Origin of the sequence: Streptomyces sp. NPDC006798, assembly GCF_040635975.1 — a bacterium.
Classification (GTDB): domain Bacteria; phylum Actinomycetota; class Actinomycetes; order Streptomycetales; family Streptomycetaceae; genus Streptomyces.
Genome location: NZ_JBEYIS010000001.1, coordinates 136,002 through 157,327, shown reverse-complemented (window position 1 = coordinate 157,327; position 21,326 = coordinate 136,002). Strand labels below are relative to the sequence as shown.

Annotated in this window: 22 protein-coding genes; 10 read left to right on the top strand and 12 right to left on the bottom strand. The window is 71.4% G+C overall.

Annotation, left to right across the window (positions count from 1 at the left end; all coding sequences use genetic code 11):
- Positions 1-9: 9 nt before the first annotated feature.
- The 5 genes from ABZ714_RS00745 to ABZ714_RS00725 are packed head-to-tail and all read right to left on the bottom strand — an operon-like array spanning position 10 to position 4,987.
- A complete protein-coding gene (locus tag ABZ714_RS00745; protein WP_358822926.1) occupies positions 10-1,053 on the bottom strand; it encodes an NAD-dependent epimerase/dehydratase family protein in 1,044 nt (347 codons plus the stop codon).
- Complete coding sequence (locus ABZ714_RS00740) at positions 1,044-2,489, bottom strand: aminotransferase class III-fold pyridoxal phosphate-dependent enzyme (protein ID WP_358822925.1); 1,446 nt, start codon at positions 2,487-2,489, stop codon at positions 1,044-1,046. The genes ABZ714_RS00745 and ABZ714_RS00740 overlap by 10 nt, the downstream gene beginning before the upstream one ends.
- Positions 2,486-3,553 carry a lysylphosphatidylglycerol synthase domain-containing protein gene (locus ABZ714_RS00735; protein WP_358822924.1) on the bottom strand — a complete coding sequence of 356 codons (1,068 nt, stop codon included), beginning with the start codon at positions 3,551-3,553 and terminating at the stop codon, positions 2,486-2,488. Before ABZ714_RS00735 ends, ABZ714_RS00740 begins: the two co-directional genes overlap by 4 nt.
- Positions 3,546-4,658 (bottom strand): glycosyltransferase family 2 protein, encoded by a 1,113-nt coding sequence (locus ABZ714_RS00730; RefSeq protein ID WP_358822923.1) that lies wholly within the window; start codon positions 4,656-4,658, stop codon positions 3,546-3,548. The genes ABZ714_RS00735 and ABZ714_RS00730 overlap by 8 nt, the downstream gene beginning before the upstream one ends.
- Complete coding sequence (locus ABZ714_RS00725) at positions 4,628-4,987, bottom strand: hypothetical protein (protein ID WP_358822922.1); 360 nt, start codon at positions 4,985-4,987, stop codon at positions 4,628-4,630. Before ABZ714_RS00725 ends, ABZ714_RS00730 begins: the two co-directional genes overlap by 31 nt.
- Positions 4,988-5,599: 612 nt before the next feature.
- Here ABZ714_RS00725 and ABZ714_RS00720 point away from each other — a divergent pair.
- Positions 5,600-6,589: a helix-turn-helix transcriptional regulator gene (locus ABZ714_RS00720; protein ID WP_358822921.1), complete on the top strand. Its 990-nt coding sequence runs from the start codon at positions 5,600-5,602 to the stop codon at positions 6,587-6,589.
- Between the two features lie 90 nt (positions 6,590-6,679).
- Here the strand turns inward: ABZ714_RS00720 and ABZ714_RS00715 are convergent, their stop codons facing one another.
- Both ABZ714_RS00715 and ABZ714_RS00710 read right to left on the bottom strand, forming a co-directional pair.
- Positions 6,680-7,393, bottom strand: coding sequence for a hypothetical protein (locus tag ABZ714_RS00715; RefSeq protein ID WP_358822920.1), 714 nt, complete (start codon positions 7,391-7,393; stop codon positions 6,680-6,682).
- Between the two features lie 71 nt (positions 7,394-7,464).
- Complete coding sequence (locus tag ABZ714_RS00710; RefSeq protein ID WP_358822919.1) at positions 7,465-8,226, bottom strand: DUF6585 family protein; 762 nt, start codon at positions 8,224-8,226, stop codon at positions 7,465-7,467.
- A 218-nt stretch (positions 8,227-8,444) separates the two neighbouring features.
- Here ABZ714_RS00710 and ABZ714_RS00705 point away from each other — a divergent pair, with 218 nt between their 5' ends.
- Together ABZ714_RS00705 and ABZ714_RS00700 are read left to right on the top strand one after the other, a co-directional pair.
- Positions 8,445-9,341: a LysR substrate-binding domain-containing protein gene (locus ABZ714_RS00705; RefSeq protein ID WP_358822918.1), complete on the top strand. Its 897-nt coding sequence runs from the start codon at positions 8,445-8,447 to the stop codon at positions 9,339-9,341.
- 554 nt (positions 9,342-9,895) lie between these two features.
- Positions 9,896-11,317, top strand: a complete 1,422-nt coding sequence (locus ABZ714_RS00700; RefSeq protein ID WP_358822917.1) for a hypothetical protein — start codon at positions 9,896-9,898, stop codon at positions 11,315-11,317.
- Between the two features lie 91 nt (positions 11,318-11,408).
- Here the strand turns inward: ABZ714_RS00700 and ABZ714_RS00695 are convergent, their stop codons facing one another.
- Complete coding sequence (locus ABZ714_RS00695; protein WP_358822916.1) at positions 11,409-12,326, bottom strand: LysR family transcriptional regulator; 918 nt, start codon at positions 12,324-12,326, stop codon at positions 11,409-11,411.
- A gap of 146 nt (positions 12,327-12,472) precedes the next feature.
- On the opposite strand from ABZ714_RS00695, the gene ABZ714_RS00690 reads away from it, so the two are divergent.
- The gene (locus tag ABZ714_RS00690) at positions 12,473-12,823 is read left to right on the top strand and encodes a DoxX family protein (RefSeq protein WP_358822915.1); all 351 of its coding nucleotides are present in this window, start codon (positions 12,473-12,475) and stop codon (positions 12,821-12,823) included.
- 60 nt (positions 12,824-12,883) lie between these two features.
- Here ABZ714_RS00690 and ABZ714_RS00685 read toward each other — a convergent pair whose 3' ends face one another.
- On the bottom strand, positions 12,884-14,119 hold the full coding sequence (locus tag ABZ714_RS00685) for a hypothetical protein (RefSeq protein WP_358822914.1): 1,236 nt from the start codon (positions 14,117-14,119) through the stop codon (positions 12,884-12,886).
- A 495-nt stretch (positions 14,120-14,614) separates the two neighbouring features.
- Positions 14,615-15,058: an RICIN domain-containing protein gene (locus ABZ714_RS00680; RefSeq protein ID WP_358822913.1), complete on the bottom strand. Its 444-nt coding sequence runs from the start codon at positions 15,056-15,058 to the stop codon at positions 14,615-14,617.
- A gap of 377 nt (positions 15,059-15,435) precedes the next feature.
- Between ABZ714_RS00680 and ABZ714_RS00675 the strand changes: the two genes are divergently transcribed.
- Positions 15,436-15,642, top strand: a complete 207-nt coding sequence (locus tag ABZ714_RS00675; protein ID WP_358822912.1) for a hypothetical protein — start codon at positions 15,436-15,438, stop codon at positions 15,640-15,642.
- Between the two features lie 166 nt (positions 15,643-15,808).
- Here the strand turns inward: ABZ714_RS00675 and ABZ714_RS00670 are convergent, their stop codons facing one another.
- Positions 15,809-16,723 (bottom strand): glycoside hydrolase family 19 protein, encoded by a 915-nt coding sequence (locus ABZ714_RS00670; RefSeq protein WP_358822911.1) that lies wholly within the window; start codon positions 16,721-16,723, stop codon positions 15,809-15,811.
- A gap of 279 nt (positions 16,724-17,002) precedes the next feature.
- Between ABZ714_RS00670 and ABZ714_RS00665 the strand changes: the two genes are divergently transcribed.
- The 3 genes from ABZ714_RS00665 to ABZ714_RS00655 all read left to right on the top strand — a co-directional run bounded on the left by ABZ714_RS00665 (position 17,003) and on the right by ABZ714_RS00655 (position 19,894).
- Complete coding sequence (locus tag ABZ714_RS00665) at positions 17,003-17,095, top strand: putative leader peptide (protein ID WP_358822910.1); 93 nt, start codon at positions 17,003-17,005, stop codon at positions 17,093-17,095.
- Between the two features lie 159 nt (positions 17,096-17,254).
- Positions 17,255-18,676: a sulfatase-like hydrolase/transferase gene (locus ABZ714_RS00660; protein WP_358822909.1), complete on the top strand. Its 1,422-nt coding sequence runs from the start codon at positions 17,255-17,257 to the stop codon at positions 18,674-18,676.
- 240 nt (positions 18,677-18,916) lie between these two features.
- Positions 18,917-19,894, top strand: a complete 978-nt coding sequence (locus ABZ714_RS00655) for an alpha/beta hydrolase (RefSeq protein ID WP_358822908.1) — start codon at positions 18,917-18,919, stop codon at positions 19,892-19,894.
- Positions 19,895-19,952: 58 nt separating this feature from the next.
- On the opposite strand, the gene ABZ714_RS00650 is transcribed toward ABZ714_RS00655, so the two are convergent.
- Entirely contained in the window at positions 19,953-20,492 is a 540-nt protein-coding gene (locus ABZ714_RS00650) for a TetR family transcriptional regulator (RefSeq protein WP_358822907.1), read from the bottom strand.
- Between the two features lie 143 nt (positions 20,493-20,635).
- On the opposite strand from ABZ714_RS00650, the gene ABZ714_RS00645 reads away from it, so the two are divergent.
- Together ABZ714_RS00645 and ABZ714_RS00640 are read left to right on the top strand one after the other, a co-directional pair.
- Positions 20,636-21,049, top strand: a complete 414-nt coding sequence (locus ABZ714_RS00645) for a PPOX class F420-dependent oxidoreductase (RefSeq protein WP_358822906.1) — start codon at positions 20,636-20,638, stop codon at positions 21,047-21,049.
- 34 nt (positions 21,050-21,083) lie between these two features.
- A complete protein-coding gene (locus ABZ714_RS00640; protein ID WP_358822905.1) occupies positions 21,084-21,266 on the top strand; it encodes an SDR family NAD(P)-dependent oxidoreductase in 183 nt (60 codons plus the stop codon).
- Positions 21,267-21,326 lie beyond the last annotated feature (60 nt).

Below are 21,326 nucleotides of genomic sequence, written 5' to 3'. Positions count from 1 at the left end.
GGTCAGGGGTCAGAAGAAGACCTTGGCCAGCCCGAGCGCGCCCTGTCGCCAGGGGTCGCGGCTGGTCCGGCCGCCGGTGCCGGTGGTGGCCCGGGCGGGCGGCAGGGTGCGCCACCAGTCGTATGTGCGCAGCACGGCGTCCCGGTTGGACTGCCGGGGTCGGAAGCCGAGCCGTTCCCTGGCCCGGCTGATGTCGACATAGCTGTCGTCGAGCAGTTTGTAGAGGAGCCGTCCGTAGACGGGTGAGAGTCCGCTGCGTTCCAGTCCGCGCAGCACGGCGAGAGCCGGTCCGGCGGGGAGCGAGACGACCCTCTTGCCGTGGCCTGCGGCGTCGAGGACGGCCTGGAAGTCCTCGCGTATGGTGCCGAACTCGGCGGCGCCGACGTTATAGACGTCATTGGCGATCTCCGGTGGCGCTTCCAGGACGCGGATCACCACATCGACCAGGTCGGCCATACCGAACATCTGGATCCGGACGTCGCCGCGGCCCAGGACCGGGAAGTTCCGCTTCTCGTCGGCCCATTCGAAGAGCATGGAGAAGAGCCCCATCCGGCCGGGTCCTACGAAGGTCTTGGGCCGGAGTACCGGCAGGCACATGCCGCGGGCCCGGAACTCCTCGCAGACCTCCTCGGCCGCCGCTTTGGCGCGGCTGTACGGGTCGACGGGTTCGCGCGGGTGCTCCTCGGGCGTGGGGACCTGCTTGGGGAGTCCGTAGACGGCGGTGGAGGAGATATGCGTGACGCGCGGGATCCGGGCCCGTTCGGCGGCGGTGAGTACGGTGCGGGTGCCGTCGACGGTGATGGAGCGGATCTGGTCGTCGGGGTAGCTGGGCAGGGCGGCGGCGCAGTGCACCAGCGCGTCGGCCCCGGCGAAGGCGCGGGCCAGGGCGGCGCCGTCGCGGATGTCGGCGATGAGGTGCCGGGCGCCGGGCGGGGTGTGTTCGGCCGGGCGCAGGTCGATCCCGGTGACCTCGTGGCCGTCGGCGGCGAGCCGGGCGACGAGATGGGAGCCGAGCATGCCCGCGGCTCCGGTGACGGCGACGCTCAGGCCCATCGGGAGACCGCCTTGTCCTTGACGAAGGAGGTGAGCAGCCGGGTGAGGCCCTTGGCGAGGGTCTGTTCGAAGGCGTCGAGGAAGAGCTCCGCGTCGGCGGGTTCGGCGACCAGGGGCGGGGCGACGACCAGGGGGCTGCGGCCGTTGAGGGTGTAGTAGAGGAAGATGTCGTGGTCCTGGTACATGGCGTTGATCACGGCGCAGGTGATCAGTTTGGTCCGCAGCAGCGGATCGCGGGCGAGGCCGCCGGGGGCCAGTTTGGCGGCGAGGTCGAGGACGCGGGGGCCGCCGTCGAGGAAGACGCCGTGGAGCGCGCCGGAGCCCCGGGTGTCGGCGATGATGTCGGGGAACTGCTTCCGCAGCCGGGCGAGTCCGGGGGCGAGGACCCGTTCGAGGGCGCGGGCGCGGGCCGGGTAGTCGTCCTCGATCGCGATGTTGACGGCCTCGATGGCGGTGGCGGTCTCCTCGCCGAAGCCGTAGTAGGTGGTGCTGGTGGACTGGAGCATGGCGTCGCCGAGGCTGTCGTACGCCTTCCTGAAGACGGGCTCGCGGGCGATGAAGGCGGAGATGGACGATTTGCCGCCGCCGAAGGACTTGGAGGTGGTGACCACATCGGGTACGAGCCCCGGGTAGCGGGTGAAGTGGAAGAGGCTGCCGGTCTTGCCCCAGCCGGTGTAGATCTCGTCGAAGATCAGCACGATGTCCTCGGCGGTGCACAGCTCCCGCAGTCCGCGCAGGAACTCCTCGGAGCACTCGTTCATGGTGGAGGCGGAGAACGGTTCGATCAGGACGGCGTAGACGTCGCAGCGGCCCTTGGCGTCGCGGGCGGCGCCGACGGCCGCGCGGACCGACTCCAGGTCGCCGTAGGTGAAGGAGGAGACACCGGGGATGCCGGGGAAGGTGAAGGCGGCGGACTGGGCGCTGCCGGTGAGGCTGCCGGAGCCGAGGAGTTTGCCGTGGAAGCTGATGTCGGCGTGGAGGATCCGGCCGCGGCGGCCCGAGTGGTATTTGTACGCGAGCTTCACCGCGCCCTCGACCGCCTCCGCGCCCGAGTTGGGGAAGAAGGACTGGGTGAGGTCGCCCGGGAGCAGCCGGGCCAGGTTGTGGCCGAGGGCGGCGACGTACGGCGAGAAGTAGGTCTTGTGGACCTCCATCCGGCGCCGTTCCTGGAACCGGCGGCGGGCGGCCAGGACGCGGGGGTGGTTGTGGCCGTGGTTGAGTACGCCGACGCCGCCGGTGAAGTCCAGGATCCGGCGGCCGTCGCGGGTGTGGATCCAGGCGCCCTCGGCGTGGTCGACGAGTTCCCGGCCGAAGCCGAAGGAGGTCATCAGGGAGACCTGGCTCCGGTTGACGTACGAGCGGTACAGGTCGTGGACTTGGCGTACGGTCAGCTGTTCGGCCTCGTCGAGGCTGATCAGTGGTGCTGCGGAGGTCATCGGACCCCTTCCGGGACGGTGGTACGGGACAGGGCGCCGGGCGCGGGGGCGGCGAGCTTGGCCCAGAGCAGGGCGGCTCCGGTGGCGGCGACCTCGCTCAGGACGCAGACGAGCCGGCTGGCGATCACCGCGGCGGTGGCGGCGGTGAGGGGCATCACGGCGGTCAGCGGGGCGAGCAGGACCAGTTCGCGGGCGCCGATGCCGTCGGGCAGGACGAAGGCGAGGCTGCCGGCGACGGTGGCGAGGGCGAAGCCGCCGACGGCCACCGGGAGCGCCGGGCCCGCCGGGGCGCCGAACAGGACGACCAGCGCCCACAGATGCAGTCCTGAGACGGCCCAGGAGGCCAGGGCGAGCAGGATCGAGCGGCGGACGGCCCGGGCGGAGCCCGGTGCGACCGGGGGCCTGCGGGCCAGTCGCAGGGCGCGGGCCACCAGGTGGTTCACCCAGCCGGGCCGTACATAGGCGGCGACGGCCAGCAGGATCAGCGGGGCGAGCGCCCAGGCGTGGCCGCCGAGGACGGCGGGCGCCGTCAGCAGTCCCGCGCCCGCGCCGGTGGCGATGCCGATCACCAGCCCGAGCCCGAATCCGGCCAGCATCCGCTCCGGCGCCACCCCGGCGTCCCGGCCGAGCTGGACATGGGCGAGCACGCCCCAGATCCGGCCGGGCACGAACTTGCTGATGAAGCCGATGAAGAAGATCCGGGCGGCGACGGGCGCGGGGAGCTGTGTCTCGCCGTCCGCGACCAGGACGCGCCAGGAGAGCATCGACAGCGTCAGTCCGGCCGCGTTGGCGAGGACGGCGGCGGCCAGCAGCACGGCCCCGCCGGGCCGCCGGGCGGCGGCGGCCAGTTCCGCACCCGCGCCGTCCAGCGCGCCGCCGGCCGCCAGCGCCGTCGCCCCGAGCAGGACGACGGCGGCGGCGGCGCGCAGGACCCGCGAACGGGTCGAACGCCGGGCAGCGGCCGGGGGACCCGGCGGCTCCCCCGGGCCGTACGGTCGCTCCGGGTCCCGCGGGCCGTCGGTGGTGGCGCCCGGGGCCGGGCGGGCCGGTACGGGGTCACTCACCGGCCGACCGCCGCCGGGCTCGGGCCGTCCCGGCCGTCGAACCGCCGGACGGGCCTTTGGACGTCCCGGCCGGGGCCCCGGCCGACGCCCCGGTGGTCGTACGGTCCTTCCGGCGTCGTACCGAGGGGCCGAACCCGGGGTCGACCAGCCAGCGGACCGCACCGACCAGCGCGCCCGACACCAGCGCCAGATGGACCAGGAAGTGCGCCAGCAGGAACCACGGCAGAAAGCCCACGCCCCGGCGCCGGACGGCGAACCGGGCCAGCCCCGGGTCCACCAGGGCGAACCAGAGCAGACAGGCCGCCGGAACCGTCAGCAGCCAGGGCGAGAGCAGGGCCAGCGGTACGGTGCCGGGCACCAGGGCCGCGGCGAGCGCGCCCGCCGGGCGATTGGCCTTCAGGCCGCCGCCGCCCCGGCGCTCCACCGCCGCCACCGGGACCAGCAGCTGCGAGCGGCGGAACTGTTCGGAGAGCATCGGACCGAGCCGGTCGACGTCGTCGTGCCGCCCCACCACGGTCTCGGTCATCCTGATCCGGTACGCCGCGCCGAGCCGGTCGCTGTACTCCACGTCCTCCGAGTCCCGCAGGTTCTCGTCGAACGGACCGACGTCGTCGAAGACCGCGCGGGGCACGGCCGCCAGGGCGAAGATCGCGGTACCGACCACACCGACGCTGCGGCGGCGCCAGAAGTGCGCGTGGAGGGCCCGGTAGCGCTCCACCGGCCCGTCGTCGTAGAGGGGCTCCGGATCGTAGATGCCGTGGACGCAGCCGGTGCCCGGATCGCTCAGCAGCAGGTCGACGGCGTTGGCGAGGGCGTCGGGGGCGAGGGCGACGTCCGAGTCGAGATAGAACAGGATCTCGCCCCGGCTGTGCCGGGCGCCGAGGTTCCGGGCCGCCGACACCCCCCGGTTGACCGGGGACTCCACCAGGACGACGGGGAATCGCCCGGCCACCGTACGGGAGTCGTCGGTACTGCGGTCGTCGACGACCACCACCTCCAGCGGGGCGAGGGTCTGGGCGTAGACCGACTCCAGGACGGTGCCCAGGGTCTTCGCCGCGTTGTAGGCGGGGATGATCACGGAAACGGTGGGTCGTTCCCCTGGCATGTCACTCCCTGACTTCTCGGTTCGGCGGTACCGGCCGGCTCGACCCGGACCAGGGCCGCCAGCGCCCAGCCGACGGGGTCCGGGCAGCGGGCGAGCGCCCCGGTGAGGAATCCGAAGGCGGCGCCTTCGGCGTCGACCGGGTCGACCGCCTCCATGAACAGGGCGGCGTGGACCCGGTCCGGGCCCGCGACTGCGTGCAGATGCGCGGGGACCGCGGTGTCACCGGCGGCCCGGGGCCGCCGGAACGTTCTCAGGATCTCGGCCAGTTCGCCCGGCCCGGGGGTACCCGGGGAGCATCCGGCCTCGGCAAGGATCAGCAACGCGGTCACGAGGTACATGAGGCAGCGCGCTCGGGGTCAGTCCCGTCCGGTCCCGTCCGGGGGTCTTCCCGGGTCGGCGGCGGGTGCGGTCGGGCCGGTGCGGGGCCCGGTCGCGGCTCCGGCGGATCCGGACGGTGCGGCGCTTCCTCCGAAGCCGGGCGTCCCGCCGGGACCGGTGGACGGGCGGGCGAACGGACCGGCGGACGGGCCGACGGACGGGCCGGGACAGGACGCGGGCCCACGCGGTGAATTGATCATGTGTCTGCTCCCCTCGGCAGTCGGACCGGACGCTCTCCGGCCCGCCGCCGATTCTCACGGGCCCGCCGGACGCCGGGCCAGAGCGTGGGATGGCCGCCGGTTCCCCGGCGACCGGCTGCCACCCGACGCCGGTCCGGGGATCGCCGCCGAGCAGGTGGAACCCGCCCGCTGGCAGGGAGATGCCCGGCACCTTTCGGCCACGCCCTCCGACTGGTCCATACCATTGGCAGGACCGAGGATGTACCCCGGCGCCACCCCGCCCGGTCCGGACGCGCGTTACCCGGCCGAATCCCGCACTCGCGCCCACCCCTGCGCACCCGAGCGGAATGATGTGCGCAAAAACCGGAGATTTGGGGGGAACGATTGTTTGACGCACTCGGCCTCGATCCGCAGACAGAAGCCGTCTACCGGCTCTTTCTGGAGGAACCCGAGCTAAGACTCGACCAGATCGTCACCAGAGCCGGCCGGAGCGAGCAGGAGGTTCGCTCCGCGCTCGACCGGCTCGCCGACCTCTGCTTACTCGACCAGGCGGAGATCCACGCGGCGGGCGAACAGCTCTTCCGCGCCACCGATCCCGATGTCGGCCTCTCCTATCTGCTCTCCCGGCGGGAAGCCGAACTCGCCAAACAGCAGCGCGGCCTGGAAGAGGCCCGGGCGGCGGTCTCCACCCTCACGGCCCGCCGCACCGCCCGGCTGCCGCGCGGCTACGACGTCGTCAAACGGCTGGAAGGCCGGGACGAGATGCGGATCCGCCTCGCCGAACTCGCCGAACTGGTCAGATTCGAATATCTCTCCCTGCTGCCGGGCGGCGCCCAGCCGCCCGACGCCATCGCCGACAGCAGACCGCTCGACCAGCGGGCGCTCGCCCGCGGCGTCCGGATCCGCAGCATCTACCAGGACAGCTTCCGCAACGCCCCGGAGACCGTCCGCTACGTCAACTGGCTCGGCGGCCTCGGCGGCGAGGCCCGTACCCTGCCCTCCCTGGCGGTCCCCATGGTGATCTTCGACCGTGAGGTGGCGCTCGTCCCGCTCGACCCGGGGGACGGCCGGGCCGGGGCGCTGGAACTGCGGAGCATCGGCGCGGTCACCGTCGCCCGGCTGCTCTTCGAGGAGTACTGGTCCCGGGCCAACCCCGTCGGCCCCGCCCCGCCCCACGACCGGAACGGTCTCAGCCCGCAGGAGAAGGAGCTGCTACGGCTCCTCTCCCGGGGCCACACGGACGAGAGCATCGCCCGCCGCCTCGGGGTGTCGCTGCGCACGGTCCGCCGGATGAACGCGGATCTGACCGGCAGGCTCTCCGCCCGCAGCCGGTTCCAGGCGGGGGCCGAGGCGGTCCGCCGGGGCTGGATCTGACGCCCCCGGGCACCGTCCCGGGCCGCCCCCGGGGACGGTGCCCGGCCCGGTCGCGCCCGGTCGCGCCCCGGAGCGGGTGAACCGGTCGCCTCAGAGCTCCCACCACCAGGCTTCGAGCTCGTCGTCCCCGGCGAACTCCGGCGGTACCGCGTAGGGCGAGCGCCGGGCGACGGCCAGGGCTCCCGTACGGCGGACGACGGCACGCAGCTCCCGTACATCGGGCAGCTCCGCGAGTTCGGCGGCGTCGAAGGGCAGCCCGGCGGGGCCGCCGAGCAGGGTCCCGCAGCCGAACGCGTACCACATGGCGACGAGTTCACGGTCCCCCTCCCGCTCGGCGGCGACGGCGACCTCCCGTACGGCCTCGATCAGCCGGGCCGGCCGGGGCGCGACCGCGTCGGGACCGGCCAGCTCACCGGCGGCGGCCATCCGCCGCCACAACGCGGTACCCGCGTCGCAGTAGAGGTACGGCGGCTCGACATAGCCGTCCTCCAGCCAGGACTCATGGCCCGCGAAGTCGGGGGCGTCCTCGTCGAAGACCCGCAGCCCGGTGAACCCGGTCAGGGTGTCGAAGTATCCGGAGCGTTCGGCGAAGTCGGGGTGCCGGTCGACCGGGAAGCGATAGGTGTACCGGCGGCGCAGCAGGATGTCCATCACCCTGAAGTGGGTGAAGGAGCAGTCGTGGCCGTTCTGGAAGCGGTAGAGCGCCGCGAACCGGTCCCGGACGTGTGGGTCGTCCGGGGCGGCGCGACGGTCCAGAACGCGTACCGAGTCCGCGACCAGGTCCTCGATCTCGTGCATGGACATCGATATTCCCCCCGGGGCCGGTGACGTCGGTACCGGGGATCATCCCAGGGCGGTCTCCGCCGCGACCCGGTTCAGAGATGGTCGCCCGTCCGGCGGCCGAGGATCTCGGCGGTGGCCAAGAAGAGATGGAGATTGGTGATGCCATTGGCCGGGGCCTTGGCCCAGGGTTCCGGCGTCCCGCGCCGTACGATCCGGACCTGGCCGCCGCCGATTCCGACCTCCTCGACGTCGGACCAGGCGAGGCGCCCGGTCCCGGCCCGGACCAGCCCGGCCGCGGAGACGTCGAACGCGCCGAAGTCGACTGTCCCGCCGTCCCGGACGGTGTCCAGGACCGTCTGCCCCTGGGCCCGGAGTACGGCCTCCTGCATCAGGGGCCCCCAGGTCTCGGGGTGCTCGTAGAACTCCGTGATCTCCGTGCCGCCGAAGCCGGTGGCGTACGCGGAGTAGACGTACTTGACGGGGGTCGGGATGCCGTCGACGTACAGCCGGGTGATGTCCTGACGGAGCTTCAGGGAGTCCCAGCGGAAGGCCGATACGCCCGCCCCGGACTGGGGTCGCACGATCATTCCGGCTTCGAAGAGATAGAGCCGCTTGGCCGCCTGCTTCCGGCTGAAGTTCGGGAACCGGCGCAGCCACAGGAAGTACAGCACCCCGGGGACCAGGAAGAACGCGGACAGGATGAACAGCGCGTTGAGATGGCAGATGAACATCAGTATGCCGAGACGCTTGGGCGCGAAGGCGCCCTCGCACGCGCCGAGCCGATGGCGAACGGCCAGCTCGGCGACCTCGGGCGGCAGGGATATCGACAAGGTCGCGGGCGGGTTCGGGGTCATGGAGCCTCTTCATTCCTGTACGGGCGACGGCTGGGCCGGAACGTGTTCACCGGACACGCCCCGGGGCGGGCACCTGCCGCTCGGGAGCGCCGCCGCGCGATCGACGGTAGAACCGGGCCCGTCGTGCCACCAGCGACCGGATCGCATGGGTGCCATGCGCGGGAGGAAGGTATCGCGGGATGATCGCGGCACCCGGAGCGTCCGGAGGGGGAGGAAGCGTGTTCGCGATCGACGATCTGCGGCTGCTGGTGACCGTCGCCGCGACGGGTTCGTTCACCAAGGCGGCGGCCCGGCTCAACTACACCCAGTCCGCGGTGTCCCGGCGGATCGCCGCCCTGGAACGCCGCTCGGGCGGCGCGCTCTTCGACCGGCTCCCCCGCGGCGTACGGCTCAATCCGGCGGGCCACGCGCTGTACCGCCACTCCACGGAGGTCCTCGACCGGCTGGCCCGGGCGGAACGGGAACTCGCCGTCCTGCACGCGGGCGACGGCGGACCGCTGCATCTGGGCGCGTTCGCCACCGCCAACATCGCCCTGGTCCCCGCCGCCCTGCGGGCCCTCGCGAGCACCCGCGCGGAGGTCGAGGTCGTCGTGACCGAAGCACCGACGGACACGCTCATGACACACGTCGCCGACGGCACACTGGACCTCGCCGTCGTCAGTGACTACCCGTCAGGTCTGCCGTCGGCCGACGGCGTCACCACGACCCCGCTGTGCCGGGACGAACTGTTCGTGGCCCTCCCCCGAGACCACCGGCTGGCCGGTTCCTCGACGGTGCACCTGGCCGAACTCCGCGACGAGGCATGGCTGCACAGCGCCTACGGCGACCGCCCCACCCTCCTCGCGGACGCCTGCGCCCGGGCGGGCTTCACCCCCCGGAAGATCATCCGCATCGCGGAATGGAGCGCGAAGTTCGGCTACGCGTCCGCGGGCCTGGGAGTGGCCCTGGTCCCCTCCCTCGCCGCCCGCGCGGTCCCCCCGGACCTCACCCTCCACCGCCTGTCGGCCCCGACGCTCCACCGAACGGTCTACGCGGCCCTGCCCACCACCCCCTTGCCGGCGGCCCTGAAACTCCGGGCGCTGCTGCACGAGACGAACGGTCCGCAACCGGCGTGACGGCCTACGGCCTACCGGACATCCGCCTATGCGGCCAAATGACAACTCGAGGGCTTCATGAAAGGCTGCCACCAGCCAGAACGCCCTCCGAGGCATTCTCAGTCCGTGCCACCACACCTCGTCATTACCACGTTGCGACCGAGCACTTCTGGGCAGATTCAGGCAGGCCGCGCAGGGGACATCCTCACGGATTGACGGATCCAACATGTCCGAAAAGAGTGGCAATTCGCCATCGAAGAGGAGGTGCCTCGCCCAGGACGAAGCTGCCACTGGCGTACGACAAAGCTGCAGCCGGTAGCCGACGTTGACGATTCGGCCCCGGTGCGCGGCGGGGCGGTGCCATGCTGGGCGCGCTGACGCGGAGGTCGTGCGCCGTGTCGGTTGTCGGGCATGTTCAGACCGTCGCGGACCGGGCCGGGGCGTGCGGGGGCCTGGCCCGTGCAGCAGCTCTCTTCGGTGCGGTCCGTGGCCGTGTGGCCGCCCCGCCGCGGTGTTCCGAGGGGCCGGCCGGTCCCCGCCGTCGTGGGGGCGGATCAGGGAAGGGGAACATCGTCATGGTGTCTGCACGCTCCGCCTTACGCCCGCTGACCCGGGCCGTCCGGTCGCGCCGTCGGCCGACCGCGTTGCTGGCCGCCGGTGCGCTGGTCTGCTCCGGGTTCGTCACGGTGGCCGTTCCGGCGGCGACCGCCGCTCCGGTGCGGGCCGCCGCTCCGGTGGCGTATATCGCCGCCGGCGGTTCGGATCAGGTGTCGGTGGTGGATACGGCCACCGATACGGTGACCGCGACCATTCCGGTCGGCGACGGGCCGTCCGGGGTCGCCGTGGCCCCCGGCGGCGGCCGGGCCTACGTCACCAACCGCGGCTCCGGTTCGGTGTCGGTGATCGACACCGCCGCCAATACGGTGACCGCGACCATTCCGGTCGGCGACGGGCCGTTCGGCGTCGCCGTGGCCCCCGGCGGCGGCCGGGCCTACGTCACCAACTTCCTGTCCGCGTCGGTGTCGGTGATCGACACCGCGACGAACACCGTCACCGCGACCGTGGCCGTGGGCGGGCAGCCGAACAATGTCGCGGTCGCCCCGGGCGGGGGCCGGGTCTATGTCAGCGGTGCCGCCTCGGTCGCGGAGATCGACGCCGCCACGAACACCGTCACCGCGACCGTGGCTGTCTCCCGGCCCAACGGACTCGCGGTGAGCCCGGACGGCGCCCGGCTCTACGTCAGTTCGCAGAACGCGGGCGCGGTGACCGTGGTAGACACCGCCACCCGTACCGTCACCGGAACCGTCCCGGTCGGGAACACCCCCTTCGGGGCCGCGCTCTCCCCCGACGGCTCCAGGCTCTATGTGACCAATATCGGCGGCAACAGCACCTCGGTGATCGATACCGCGACCGGTACGGCCGTGGCCACCGTCGGCGTCGGCTCCACCCCGATCGGCGTCGCGGTGAACCCCGACGGCACCGAGGTCTACGTCGCCAACAGCGGCAGCGGCACCGCGTCGGTGATCGATACGGCCACCAACACGGTCGCAGCCACCGTTCCCGTCGGCGGCGGACCGTACGCCGTGGCGTTCACCCCGGCGGTGGCCGCCGCCGATATCGATATCGACGTCACGGCCAGGCCGAACCTGGGCCTCCTGGTCCCCTATCTCACCTATACCCTGACCGCCCGTGACCTGGGTCCGGACGACGTCACCACGGCTACGGTGACCGCTGCCCTGCCACCCGGCGCCGGCGCGACCCATCTCTCGCCCGGCTGCGCCGCCACGGCCGGAACCGTCACCTGCGCCTACGGCCCCATCGCTTCGGGAGCCGCCGTGAGCAAGACGTTCCGGGTCCCCCTGCATCTGCTCTCCCTCGGCCAGGTGAAGGTCACCGGCGTCCGGACCGCCTCCGCACCCACCGACCCCGACCCCGCGAACGACACCGCGTCCGCCACCTGCAACGTCGTCTCCATCCTCCTCGTCAGCTGCCGCTGACGCCCCGGTCCGGGCCCCGGCGGGCAGCCGTACCCGCCGGGGCACCGTCCGCGGCCCGGAGACCGGGCGGACAACGGGCCGCGGACTCCGGTCAGTCCGGAGTCCCGTCCGGCGGCGGAGCCGGGAAGCTGTCCCGGCAGCAGCGGACGAAGTCCCGTACGGCCGGGTCGGTTTCGCACGCGGGCACCCAGGCGACCCCGACTCCGCTCGGAGCGACCCCGCTGACCGGCCGGTACGTGACACCGGGGCGGGCATGGAAGCGGGCCGAGGACGCCGGGGCCAGGGCGATCCCGTAGCCGTTGGCGATCGCGCCCAGCCAGGCGTCCGGCTGGTCCGTGACGGCGCCGATACGTACCGGATGCCCCTCGCGCTCGTCGACGGCGAGCCAGAAATCCCGCCACCGGCCCGTCTCGGGCGGAGCGGCCACGAAGGGCTCGTCCCAGAGGTCGCGGAAGGGAATCCCGTCCCGTACGGCCAGGGGATGGGCCGAGGGGAGCGCCACCCAGCGGGGCTCGGTGAAGAGCGGCTCGACCCGTAGCGTCTCCTGTCCCGGGAAGGGCAGCCGCAGCAGAGCGACGTCCACATCTCCGGTGGTGAGTCCGGCGGCCGGGTCCGACCACGCGGCCTGCCGCATGTCCACCCGCCACCCCGGACGGCACCGGCCGAACGCCGCCACGATCTCCGGGGTGCTCTCATTGGCGGCGCCCGCCAGGAAACCGACCCGCAGCACCCGGGCCGGGTGGTCCGCCGACCGCCTCGTCTCCCGGAGCGCCAGGTCCCAGCCGGACAGCAGATCGGGGGCCTTCGTGAGCAGGGTCCGGCCTGCCGGGGTGAGCGCCATACCCGACCGCGACCGGGTGAACAACGCCGTGCCGAGGAGGGTCTCCAGTTGTCTGATCTGCTTGGTCAGGGCGGGTTGTGACACGAACAGCCGCTCGGCGGCCCGGGTCAGGCTGCCTTCCTCCGCGATCGCGACGAAGTAGCGCAGCAGCCGGGTGTCCACATCCATGCCATCAGGTTATGGATACGGGTATTGGACGGCGCCCCGGGACTCCCCCGAGGCTGGATATCAGCGCACCCGAACAGCCTGACCGAGGCCGCGGCTCTCCGGTCCCTCCGTGCTCCGGCACCCCCTTCTCCCGAACGGTCCGCCTCATGTCCACCGTCTTGACCGCCGTCGTCGTCCTCACTGTCGCCGTCAATACCGCCATCGCCGTCGCGGACTTCGCCGGAGCCCGGTTCGTCCTCGCCAACGCGGCGGCGGCGGGCGTCCCTTCCTCCTGGCTCCTGGCCCTCGGCGCGCTGAAGGCCGCCGGAGCCGCCGGACTCGTCATCGGCCTCCTGGGTTTCCGGCCCGTTGGCATCGCGGCTGCGACCGGACTCGTTCTCTACTACATCGGCGCCGTTCTTACCCTGCTGCGCGCCCGGCTCTTCGGCGGCGTTGTCTACCCGGGCGTCTTCCTCGTCCTGGCCGGTGCCTCCCTCGGCACCGTCCTTGTCGGCTGACGAAGCCCCGCGGCCCCTTTGGTGCCGCGGGGCTTCGACACTGCCGATGGGCGCGGGTTGCTACCCCGCCCGTGAAGTCCGCTCGAAGAGGTCGAGCACGAGCGGCAGGGCCTTCTTCACGGAGGTGTTGTGGTCGTACGGACCGACGTCGACCACCTGATGCCGCGCGCCGTTCTCCGTCAGCCGGCCGGAGCAGTGACCGGCATGCGCGGGGGCGACGTCCTCGTCCCGGCTGCCGTGGAAGATCCGCACCGGCACCCGGGGGCGCCAGTCGCAGGTGGTGTCCAGCGGGCGCAGCCGCTCCTTCAGCACGCCACTGGGCTCACGGACCCGGTCGAGGAACTCCGCCGTGAACAGCTCCTTCGAGGTCGCGGGGAGTTCCCGCAGGATGTCGGCCGCGGTGTGCCGGCCGTCGAAGAGCCGCTCGATCCTCTGGTCGTAGGGGGCGCGGAACGCCTCGGCGGGCGAGTCGTAGAGTCCGTAGATCCGGTCCCAGGCCGTGGCGAAGTACGCGAGGTAGATCGCGGACCGCTGGACGGTGTCGTTCGCGGCGGCGGCCTCGAAGGTGCTCAGGTCGAAGGGGCCGCCGACCGGCGCGAGCGCGCCAGGCCGGAAGTAGCGGTCGGCGCGCTCCTCGGCGAGGGCCCGGCCGACCATCATGGTCGCGGGCCCGCCCTGGGAGAAGCCGCTGATCCCGACCTCCGGCCGCAGCTCCCGCCCGTGCTCGCGGGCGACGGTCCTGGCGGCGCGCGGTCCGTCGACGGCGGCGGCCACGGTGGCCTTGGGGTCGCCGTAGGGGTGGAGGCCGTCGCCCTTGCCGAGGCCCACATAGTCGGGAGCGGAGACGGCCCTGCCGCCGGCAGCGAAGAAGAGGGCGGCGCGCCGGTCGGCGGAGTTCGGATTCACCGACGCCGCCTCGTCCTTGTGTACGGAGGTGCCGTGCAGCCAGGAGACGGTGGACAGGGCCCGTTCGCCGTTCCGCGGCAGGACGACGAGCTGACTGGCGGTGGTGGGCGCGCCCGTGCTGTCGGTGGTGCGGTAGAGGACGCGGTACCGGGTGACGCCGTAGCGGACCCTGGATGTGTCGATTCCGCCCTGTCCCAGGATCGCGGCCACCTCGTCCGCGCTCACCCGGGTCTCCTCCTCGACGGCCACCACGGCCCCGCCCGGCGCGGGCCGGGGCTGCGGCCGGGCTTCGGCGTCCGGGGCGGGTCCGGCCAGGGGTACGACGGTGCCGAGGGCGAGGGCCCCGAGAAGCAGGGCGGTTAAACGCTTGTACCGGGTAGGACTGTTCATGTGTTGACCATGCTTCGGCCGCCCCGGTCCGGGATATGGAGCGGTCCCCCGTACCCGGTGGGGGGACAGCACCCCCGGACCCCTGCGGTCCGCCGTGCGCGGCCGGCTGTCAGTGCCGAGGCCCGGCGTTCGGATACGCCACTTCGGTGGACGCTGCTCTCCCGAATGCGCCGCCGATCACACCAGGACAGTGCCCTCAGAAGCTGTCCCACAACTTCTGATCTTGGATCGGGCCACGGGCTGAGAAGTCGAGCCCGGCCTTGCTCACCGGGCACTTGACCCGGGGCAGGCATCCCCTGCGGAAGGTCGGCAGCATGCGCAGGCTGCCTTCGGGACTCCCAGCGGCCACTCCTGCCACTCCCGCGAAGAAGGGAGACGGTGTCTGAAGATGCCGGCCCACCTCACCGACCCGACCGGCGGCAACGCGATGGACCGCATCATCAACGGCCTGTCGAAGGCGGCCCCGAAAGCGTGACGGCCCGCCGGGCCGGGCGGTCAGTTGTTGAGGATGATCTTCTGCCCCTGGATGAGCCACCGCTGGTGGCCGGTGTTCATGCAGGTGTTGAGGCCGGCCGAGGTGCCGTTGCTGGACAGGCACCGGGAGCTGCCGGAGCGCCTGATCTTCTCTCCCTCGATGGTCCAGCGCTGCTTGCCGGTGTCCATACAAATACCGAGGGTGACAGTACCGCCGAGATTCCCTTCGGACAGACACCAGGAGCTGCCGGAGCGCCTGATCTTCTCTCCCTCGATGGTCCAGCGCTGCTTGCCGGTGTCCATGCAGACGTTGACGAAGACCTCGCCGAGATTTCCTTCGGACAGACACCGGCCGGCGAGCGGGGCCGCCGGCTCGGCGGGCGCGGCGGTGGCGGGTGCCGACAGGGTGAGGGCCGCCAGCGCGAGCAGCGCGGGCAGGAGGAACGTGTGCGTGGTTCTGGCCATGGAGTGAGCCCTTCGACGGTCGGCGGATCCGCCCCGGCGGGTGGGCATGCGGCTGCCCGGACGGTTGGATCCGGTTGCGTGTGCCTGGAGTGATGCCCCTTGATGGTGGCGGCAGGGGTGGCCGCTGCGAAGTCGGTTATCCGCCGCCTGTGGATGAGGCCGAATACGCGTGTGCGGCCGGGCCTTCCGCAGGGGATGCCTGCCCCGGGTCAAGTGCCTGGTGAGCAAGGCCGGGCTCGACTTCTCAGCCCGTGGCCCGATCCAGGATCAGGAGTTCCGGGACGGCTTCTCACGATGGTCGCACCTGTGCGCGGTTACCAACGACCGGCGGCGCCCTCGGTGCCGATGTGGTGATCGGCCGGCCGCGTCTGGAGACCGTGACCCCGCCGGCGGTCATCGAGCGGGACGACCCGCGGCTGCTGGACCCCTTCGACCGCGATCTGCTGCGGGTGGACGACGACCACCGCATCAACGACAACGACGGCGACGCGATCGCCCGGGTCGACGGGTTCCACGACTTCCGCGAGCTGAAGCGGCGGGTGCGTGTGGGCCGACCACTGCGTACCGCCGGAATACACGAGTGACGGTACGACGGCGTTTCCGCTCCCCGCCCTGGTGATCACGGCGGCGCCCCCTCGGCACCCGCCGCCCGTCCGGTCCGGCCGGCCCGGTGCGGGCGGGCGGACGGCGGACGGGGGCGGGGCGGCCGTACGACGTACTAGCGCATGACCTTCTCAGCGCTCTCCCGGATCAGCAGGAGAGGTTGGAGCCGGTCGGCACACCCAGGATCTGGGTGAAGTTCTTGTAGCGGTTGACCCGGCTCTGGACCTGGGCGGGGTGGCCGCCGTCGCATTCGAGCGCGCCGTTGATGGCACGGATGGTCTGGCCGAATCCGGCGCCGCTGATCATGGCGTCATGGGCGGTCACCGGGCCGGGGCCGTCCTGGGTGTTCCAGTACCAGAGCGCCGTCATCATGGCGACGGCCGGGTCCGTCTCGACCAGGTCGGGGTTGTTGAGCAGATCGATGCCCAGCCAGTCGCCCACGGTCTTGTAGTTGAAGTTCCAGCTCAGCATGATCGGGCCGCGGCCGTAGTACTTGGCCTGGCCCGCGGGGCAGCCGTAGGGCTGGCTGCGGTCACAGTAGAGCGGGTAGTTCCGCTCGTCGATCTCCTTGATGTAGAAGAGCCCGCCGGTCTCGTGGCTGATGTTGGCGAGGAAGGCCGCGGCCTCCTGCTTGCGCATCGTGTCGGTGCCGGTGTGGGCGAACCCCGGGAACGCCTTCATGGCGTCGGTGAGGCCCTTGTACGTGTAGAACGGGTTCCGGTTCGGGAACATCTGGTTGAACTGCGCCTCGCTCACCACGAAGCTGTTCGGGTCGGGGTTGCCGCCCGTGCCACAGGTGTACGGGTCCCAGTAGTAGGTGCTGACCACCGGGTTGTACCCGGGGTTGGCCCGCTCCGCGATGTAGACGCTGCCGTCGTTGTACTTGACGATGTCGCCCACGCGGTAGTTCTGCCCGGCGGCCCAGGCGGGGGCTACGACGCACTCGTCCACCGGGATGGTGGAAGCGGGGGCGGCGGTAGCGGTCGGGACAAGAGCCGTCGCCAGCAGCGAGCCCGCCGCCAGCACGGCGGCCACCAGGCTCTTCATTCGGGTCTTGAGCACGGTCCAATGACCTTTCATGCACTTTCGGACATGCCTGACAGCCCCGGCCTGAGACCGGGGCGACCAGACACACCGTGTCGGGGGGTGATCAAGCACACCCAAGCGCCTGGAACGGGCACCGGTCAAGGTATAGACCAATGCCATTTTCGAAACAACGAGCTTTATTCCAAGGCCCGTTGAGACCAGCGCCGGGCGCCGGGGCGGAGCCGGTCGGCACGGCGGTCCGAGGCGCGGGCGGACCGTTGACAGGAGGAGGGGCATCGGGAAGGGTCTGGAGGCATGCAGCCACTGGGTGACCTGCGGGTCCGTCTTGTGGAGCGCCGCCACGTCGACTTGGTCCGTGTCGCGAGCGCCATCTGTCGCCGCGCCTGACACACTCCGCCGCGCCCTGACGCTTGATCAATTCGATGGTTGAGCGGGCACGTCCGGAAACACCTCTCCCCTGAACCCGGGCGACCCGGTTCCCGGCTTCCCTTCTCCGCGCGACGCCACGCGTCCGCGCGGCCCGTTCTCCTGCCCTGGAGCACCCCTGTGACCTCTTTCGACCCTGCTCTCTCCCGGCGCGCCTTCGCCGGCACCGCCGCCGGAGCCGTGACGGCCCTCGGGCTGTCCGCCGCCGATGCCGCGGCGGACAGCGGCGGAGCCCCTTCCGCCGAGCGTCCGTTCCGGGCCGCCCGCACGCGCGGCCGGGGCGCCCGCCGCCCCAATGTGCTCTTCATCCTGGGCGACGACCTGGGCTGGGCCGATCTGTCCTGCTACGGCGCCCCGGAGATCCGCACCCCCCATCTGGACCGGCTCGCCCGTCAGGGCGTGCGGTTCACCGATGCGTACAGCGGCTCCGCGACCTGCTCCCCCACCCGGTTCAGCCTGTACACCGGCCGCTACCCGGGCCGGACCCTGGGCGGGCTCGCCGAGCCCATCGCGGACCGGTCGGCGGGGCTCGATCCCGCCCATCCCACCCTCGCCTCCCTGCTGCGGGACGCCGGTTACCGGACGGCGCTGATCGGCAAGTGGCACTGCGGCTATCTGCCCGACCACAGTCCCACCCGGTCCGGCTGGGGGGAGTTCTTCGGCAACTTCGGCGGGGCGCTGGAGTACTACTCCAAGCTGAGCTCCGGCGGTGAGTACGACCTCTACGAGGGCGACGCGGAATACCGGGACCTGCGCTACTACACCCGGATCCTGACCGAACGGGCCGTCGAGTACGTCAATCGAGACCACGGGCGCACTCCGTGGCTGCTCAACCTCAACTTCACCACGCCGCACTGGCCGTGGATCGCCGACGGCGACGAGGAGGCCGGCGCCGAGATCGTCCGCCGGATCAGGTCCGGCGACCGGCGGGCACTGAGACACCAGGACGGGGGCTCGCTCGCGAAGTACCGGCAGATGGTCGAGGACCTCGACCGCTCGGTCGGCGCGGTGCTCTCGGCCCTGAAGCGGTCCGGGCAGGAGGAGGACACCCTGGTGTTCTTCGCCAGTGACAACGGCGGTGAGCGGTTCTCGTACAACTGGCCGCTCAGCGGCAACAAGGGATCGCTGCTGGACGGCGGTATCCGGGTGCCGTCGATTCTGCGCTGGCCCGCGCGGATCGAGGGCAGGCAGGTCAGCCGGGTCCCGGTGTACTCCCCCGACTGGACGGCGACCCTCCTGGAGTTGGGCGGGGCGCGGCCCGATCCGGCGTACCCCCTCGACGGAGTCAGCCTGGCCGGCTATCTGCTGCGCGGCGACGCAGTGCCCGAGCGCGACCTGTTCTGGCGGGTCCGGGGGGAACGGGCGCTGCGGCGGGGCGAGTGGAAGTACTACCGGGGCAAGGACGGCAGGGACCGTCTCTACCGGCTGTCGGAGGACATCCGTGAGCAGGCCGACAAGTCCGCCGCCCGGCCGGACCTCCTGACGGAGTTGAGGGCAGCGTGGGACCGGATAGACCGGGAGCTGCTGCCGTACCCGGCGTGAGCGGCCCCCGCGCCACCGGCCCGGGCCGGACGACCACCGGCCGGCCGGTTCGCACACCGACACGCCTTCACGGCAAAAAGGTCATGGGCTGACCGGATTCGGTCGCAGAATGGCGATACCGCCTCACCGGCGATTCCATGACCTGCGACCGTATCCGTCTCGACTTTTCAGGGGTGTATCGACGTCGTCCGCGGGACCTCTCATCGCCCGCTCACCCCGAAAAGACAGAAAGGCAGTCCAATGTTCCATCCAGCTGAATTCCCCGAGCCCACCATCGTTCCGGTCAACGGGGTGGAACTCGAAGTGTTCGAAGCGGGCCGGCGGAGCGCCGGAAAGCCGATCGTGCTCTGTCACGGCTGGCCGGAGCACGCCTTCTCCTGGCGTCACCAGATGCCCGCCCTCGCCGCCGCGGGCTATCACGTCATCGTCCCGAACCAGCGGGGGTACGCCAACTCGTCCCGTCCGGCGGAGGTGACGGAGTACGACATCGGGCAGCTGACGGGTGATCTTGCCGCGCTGCTCGATCACTACGGGTACGAAGACGCCACCTTCGTCGGTCATGACTGGGGCGCGATGGTCGTCTGGGGGCTGGCCCTGCTGCACCCAGGCCGGGTGAACAAGGTGATCAACCTCAGCCTTCCGTATCAGGAGCGCGGCGAGCGGCCCTGGATCGAGTCGATGGAGGCCGTTTTCGGCGGCGACTTCTACTTCGTCCATTTCAATCGGCAGCCGGGTGTCGCGGACGCCGTGTTCGAAGAAAACACCTCCCGGTTCCTTCGCAACATGTACCGGAAGAACGAGCCCCCGAAGGCGCCTCAGCCGGGTATGGCACTGATCGATCTCGCCCGGGCGGACAAACCACTCGGCGAGCCACTGATGAGCGATGAAGAGTTGGCGGTCTTCGTCTCCGCCTTCGAATCATCAGGTTTTACGGGCAGCGTGAACTGGTATCGGAACCTCGATCGGAACTGGCACTTGCTGGCAGATGTGGACCCGATTGTCCGGCAGCCCACACTCATGATCTACGGCGAGCGGGACGCGGTGTCGAAGTCCGCGAACCTGGCGGAGTTCGTACCCGGTGCGGAAGTGGTCGATCTGGATTCCGGCCACTGGATCCAGCAGGAGAGGCCGGAGGAAACGAACCAGGCGATCCTGACATGGCTGGCACGGCAGGACGCCGCCCAAGGGCTGCCACGCGATCCGGTGCGTACCGTCTGAGGCTCTCCGGGCCGTCGGGCGTCGGGCCGTAGCGGGCCGGCGCGGTGGGACCGGCCGCTCAGACCGGGCCAAGGCCCTCGGTCAGCGACCGGACCACCATGTCGGCCCCCTGGGCGCTCGTCAGTTCCGGCATCTCATGGGCGGCCATGGCGGTGAGATGGACGAGTTGGGAGCGGGCCCAGCGATCGGGAAGGCCGGCACGGAAGACGCCTTCGCGCACCGCGCGCTCCATGAAGTCGTCGAGCAGTTCGATCAGCCGCCGTACCCGGACGGCGCCCGCCTCGTCCTGCGCCTGCCGCACATCCACCGGCCACCGTCTGCTGACGGCGATGACGCCTTCCGTGTAGCGGTGCAGGGCGACCAGTACGGGCGCCTCCGGCAAGCGCGCCTCGGCGACCACCCGCTCGCAGGCGTCGAGCTTGGCCGTATGGACGGCGGCCAGGAGTTGCTCACGTGTGGCGAAGCGGCGGTAGACGGTGCGCCGGTCGACGCCCGCCGCCGCCGCTATCGCCGCGATGCTCGTACCGGGGTCGGCCGCCAGCAGGCGCGCGCCGGTCTGGAGGACCGCGTCCAGGTTGCGTTCCGCGTCAGCTCTCATCGTGACCGGGAGTCTATGCGGGGCGCGGCAGAAGAACCATCAATCACCCCTTGCCTGTTGCGGATCATTGATCAAATGCCACATAGTTGTGGCACTTGATTCTGCCTCCCACGGCGCCGTCCGCACTCGGTCAGGAGTCACCCATGAACCCGGTTCGGCTGTCCCCGAAACTCAGGGAAGCCCTCGATGCCCGCGTCTTCGTCACCGTGGCGACCCTCCGGCCCGACGGGAGTCCGCATCAGTCGGTGGTCTGGATCGGGAGGGAGGACGACGACATCTTCTTCGTGACCGGTGTCGACAAGCGCAAAATACGCAATCTTCGGCACGATCCCCGGCTGAGCGTGATGGTGAACCCGGCGGACGAACCGTACGGATACGCGGCGATCAGCGGCACGGCCCGGCTGGAGAGCCCCGGCAGCCGCGCACTCATGGACCGACTGTCCGTCAAGTACACCGGTATGACCTATGCCGAGCACAACCCGGAAGCCCATGCGGTCCTCCCGGGGCTGGTGACCGTCCGGATCACTCCCGAGAAGATCGCGGCGCGGTTCCTGTGAGCCGCGGACCCGGACGACGAGGGGCGTCCCGCCGATGAAGACCTATGTCATCACCGGCGGTACGGACGGCATCGGCAGGGCCGTCGCCCGCACCTTCCTGGACCGGGGGCAGGAGGTAGTGGTGATCGGACGCGACGAGGAGAAGGCCGGGCCTGGCCGGAGACCGCGCGGCGACGCGGCGCGTCCGCCCGGGCGCACTTCCTCCGCGCCGATCTGAGCCTGCTGTCCGAGACCGGGGCACTGCTCGACGCACTGCGCACGTCCTTCGCGAAGATCG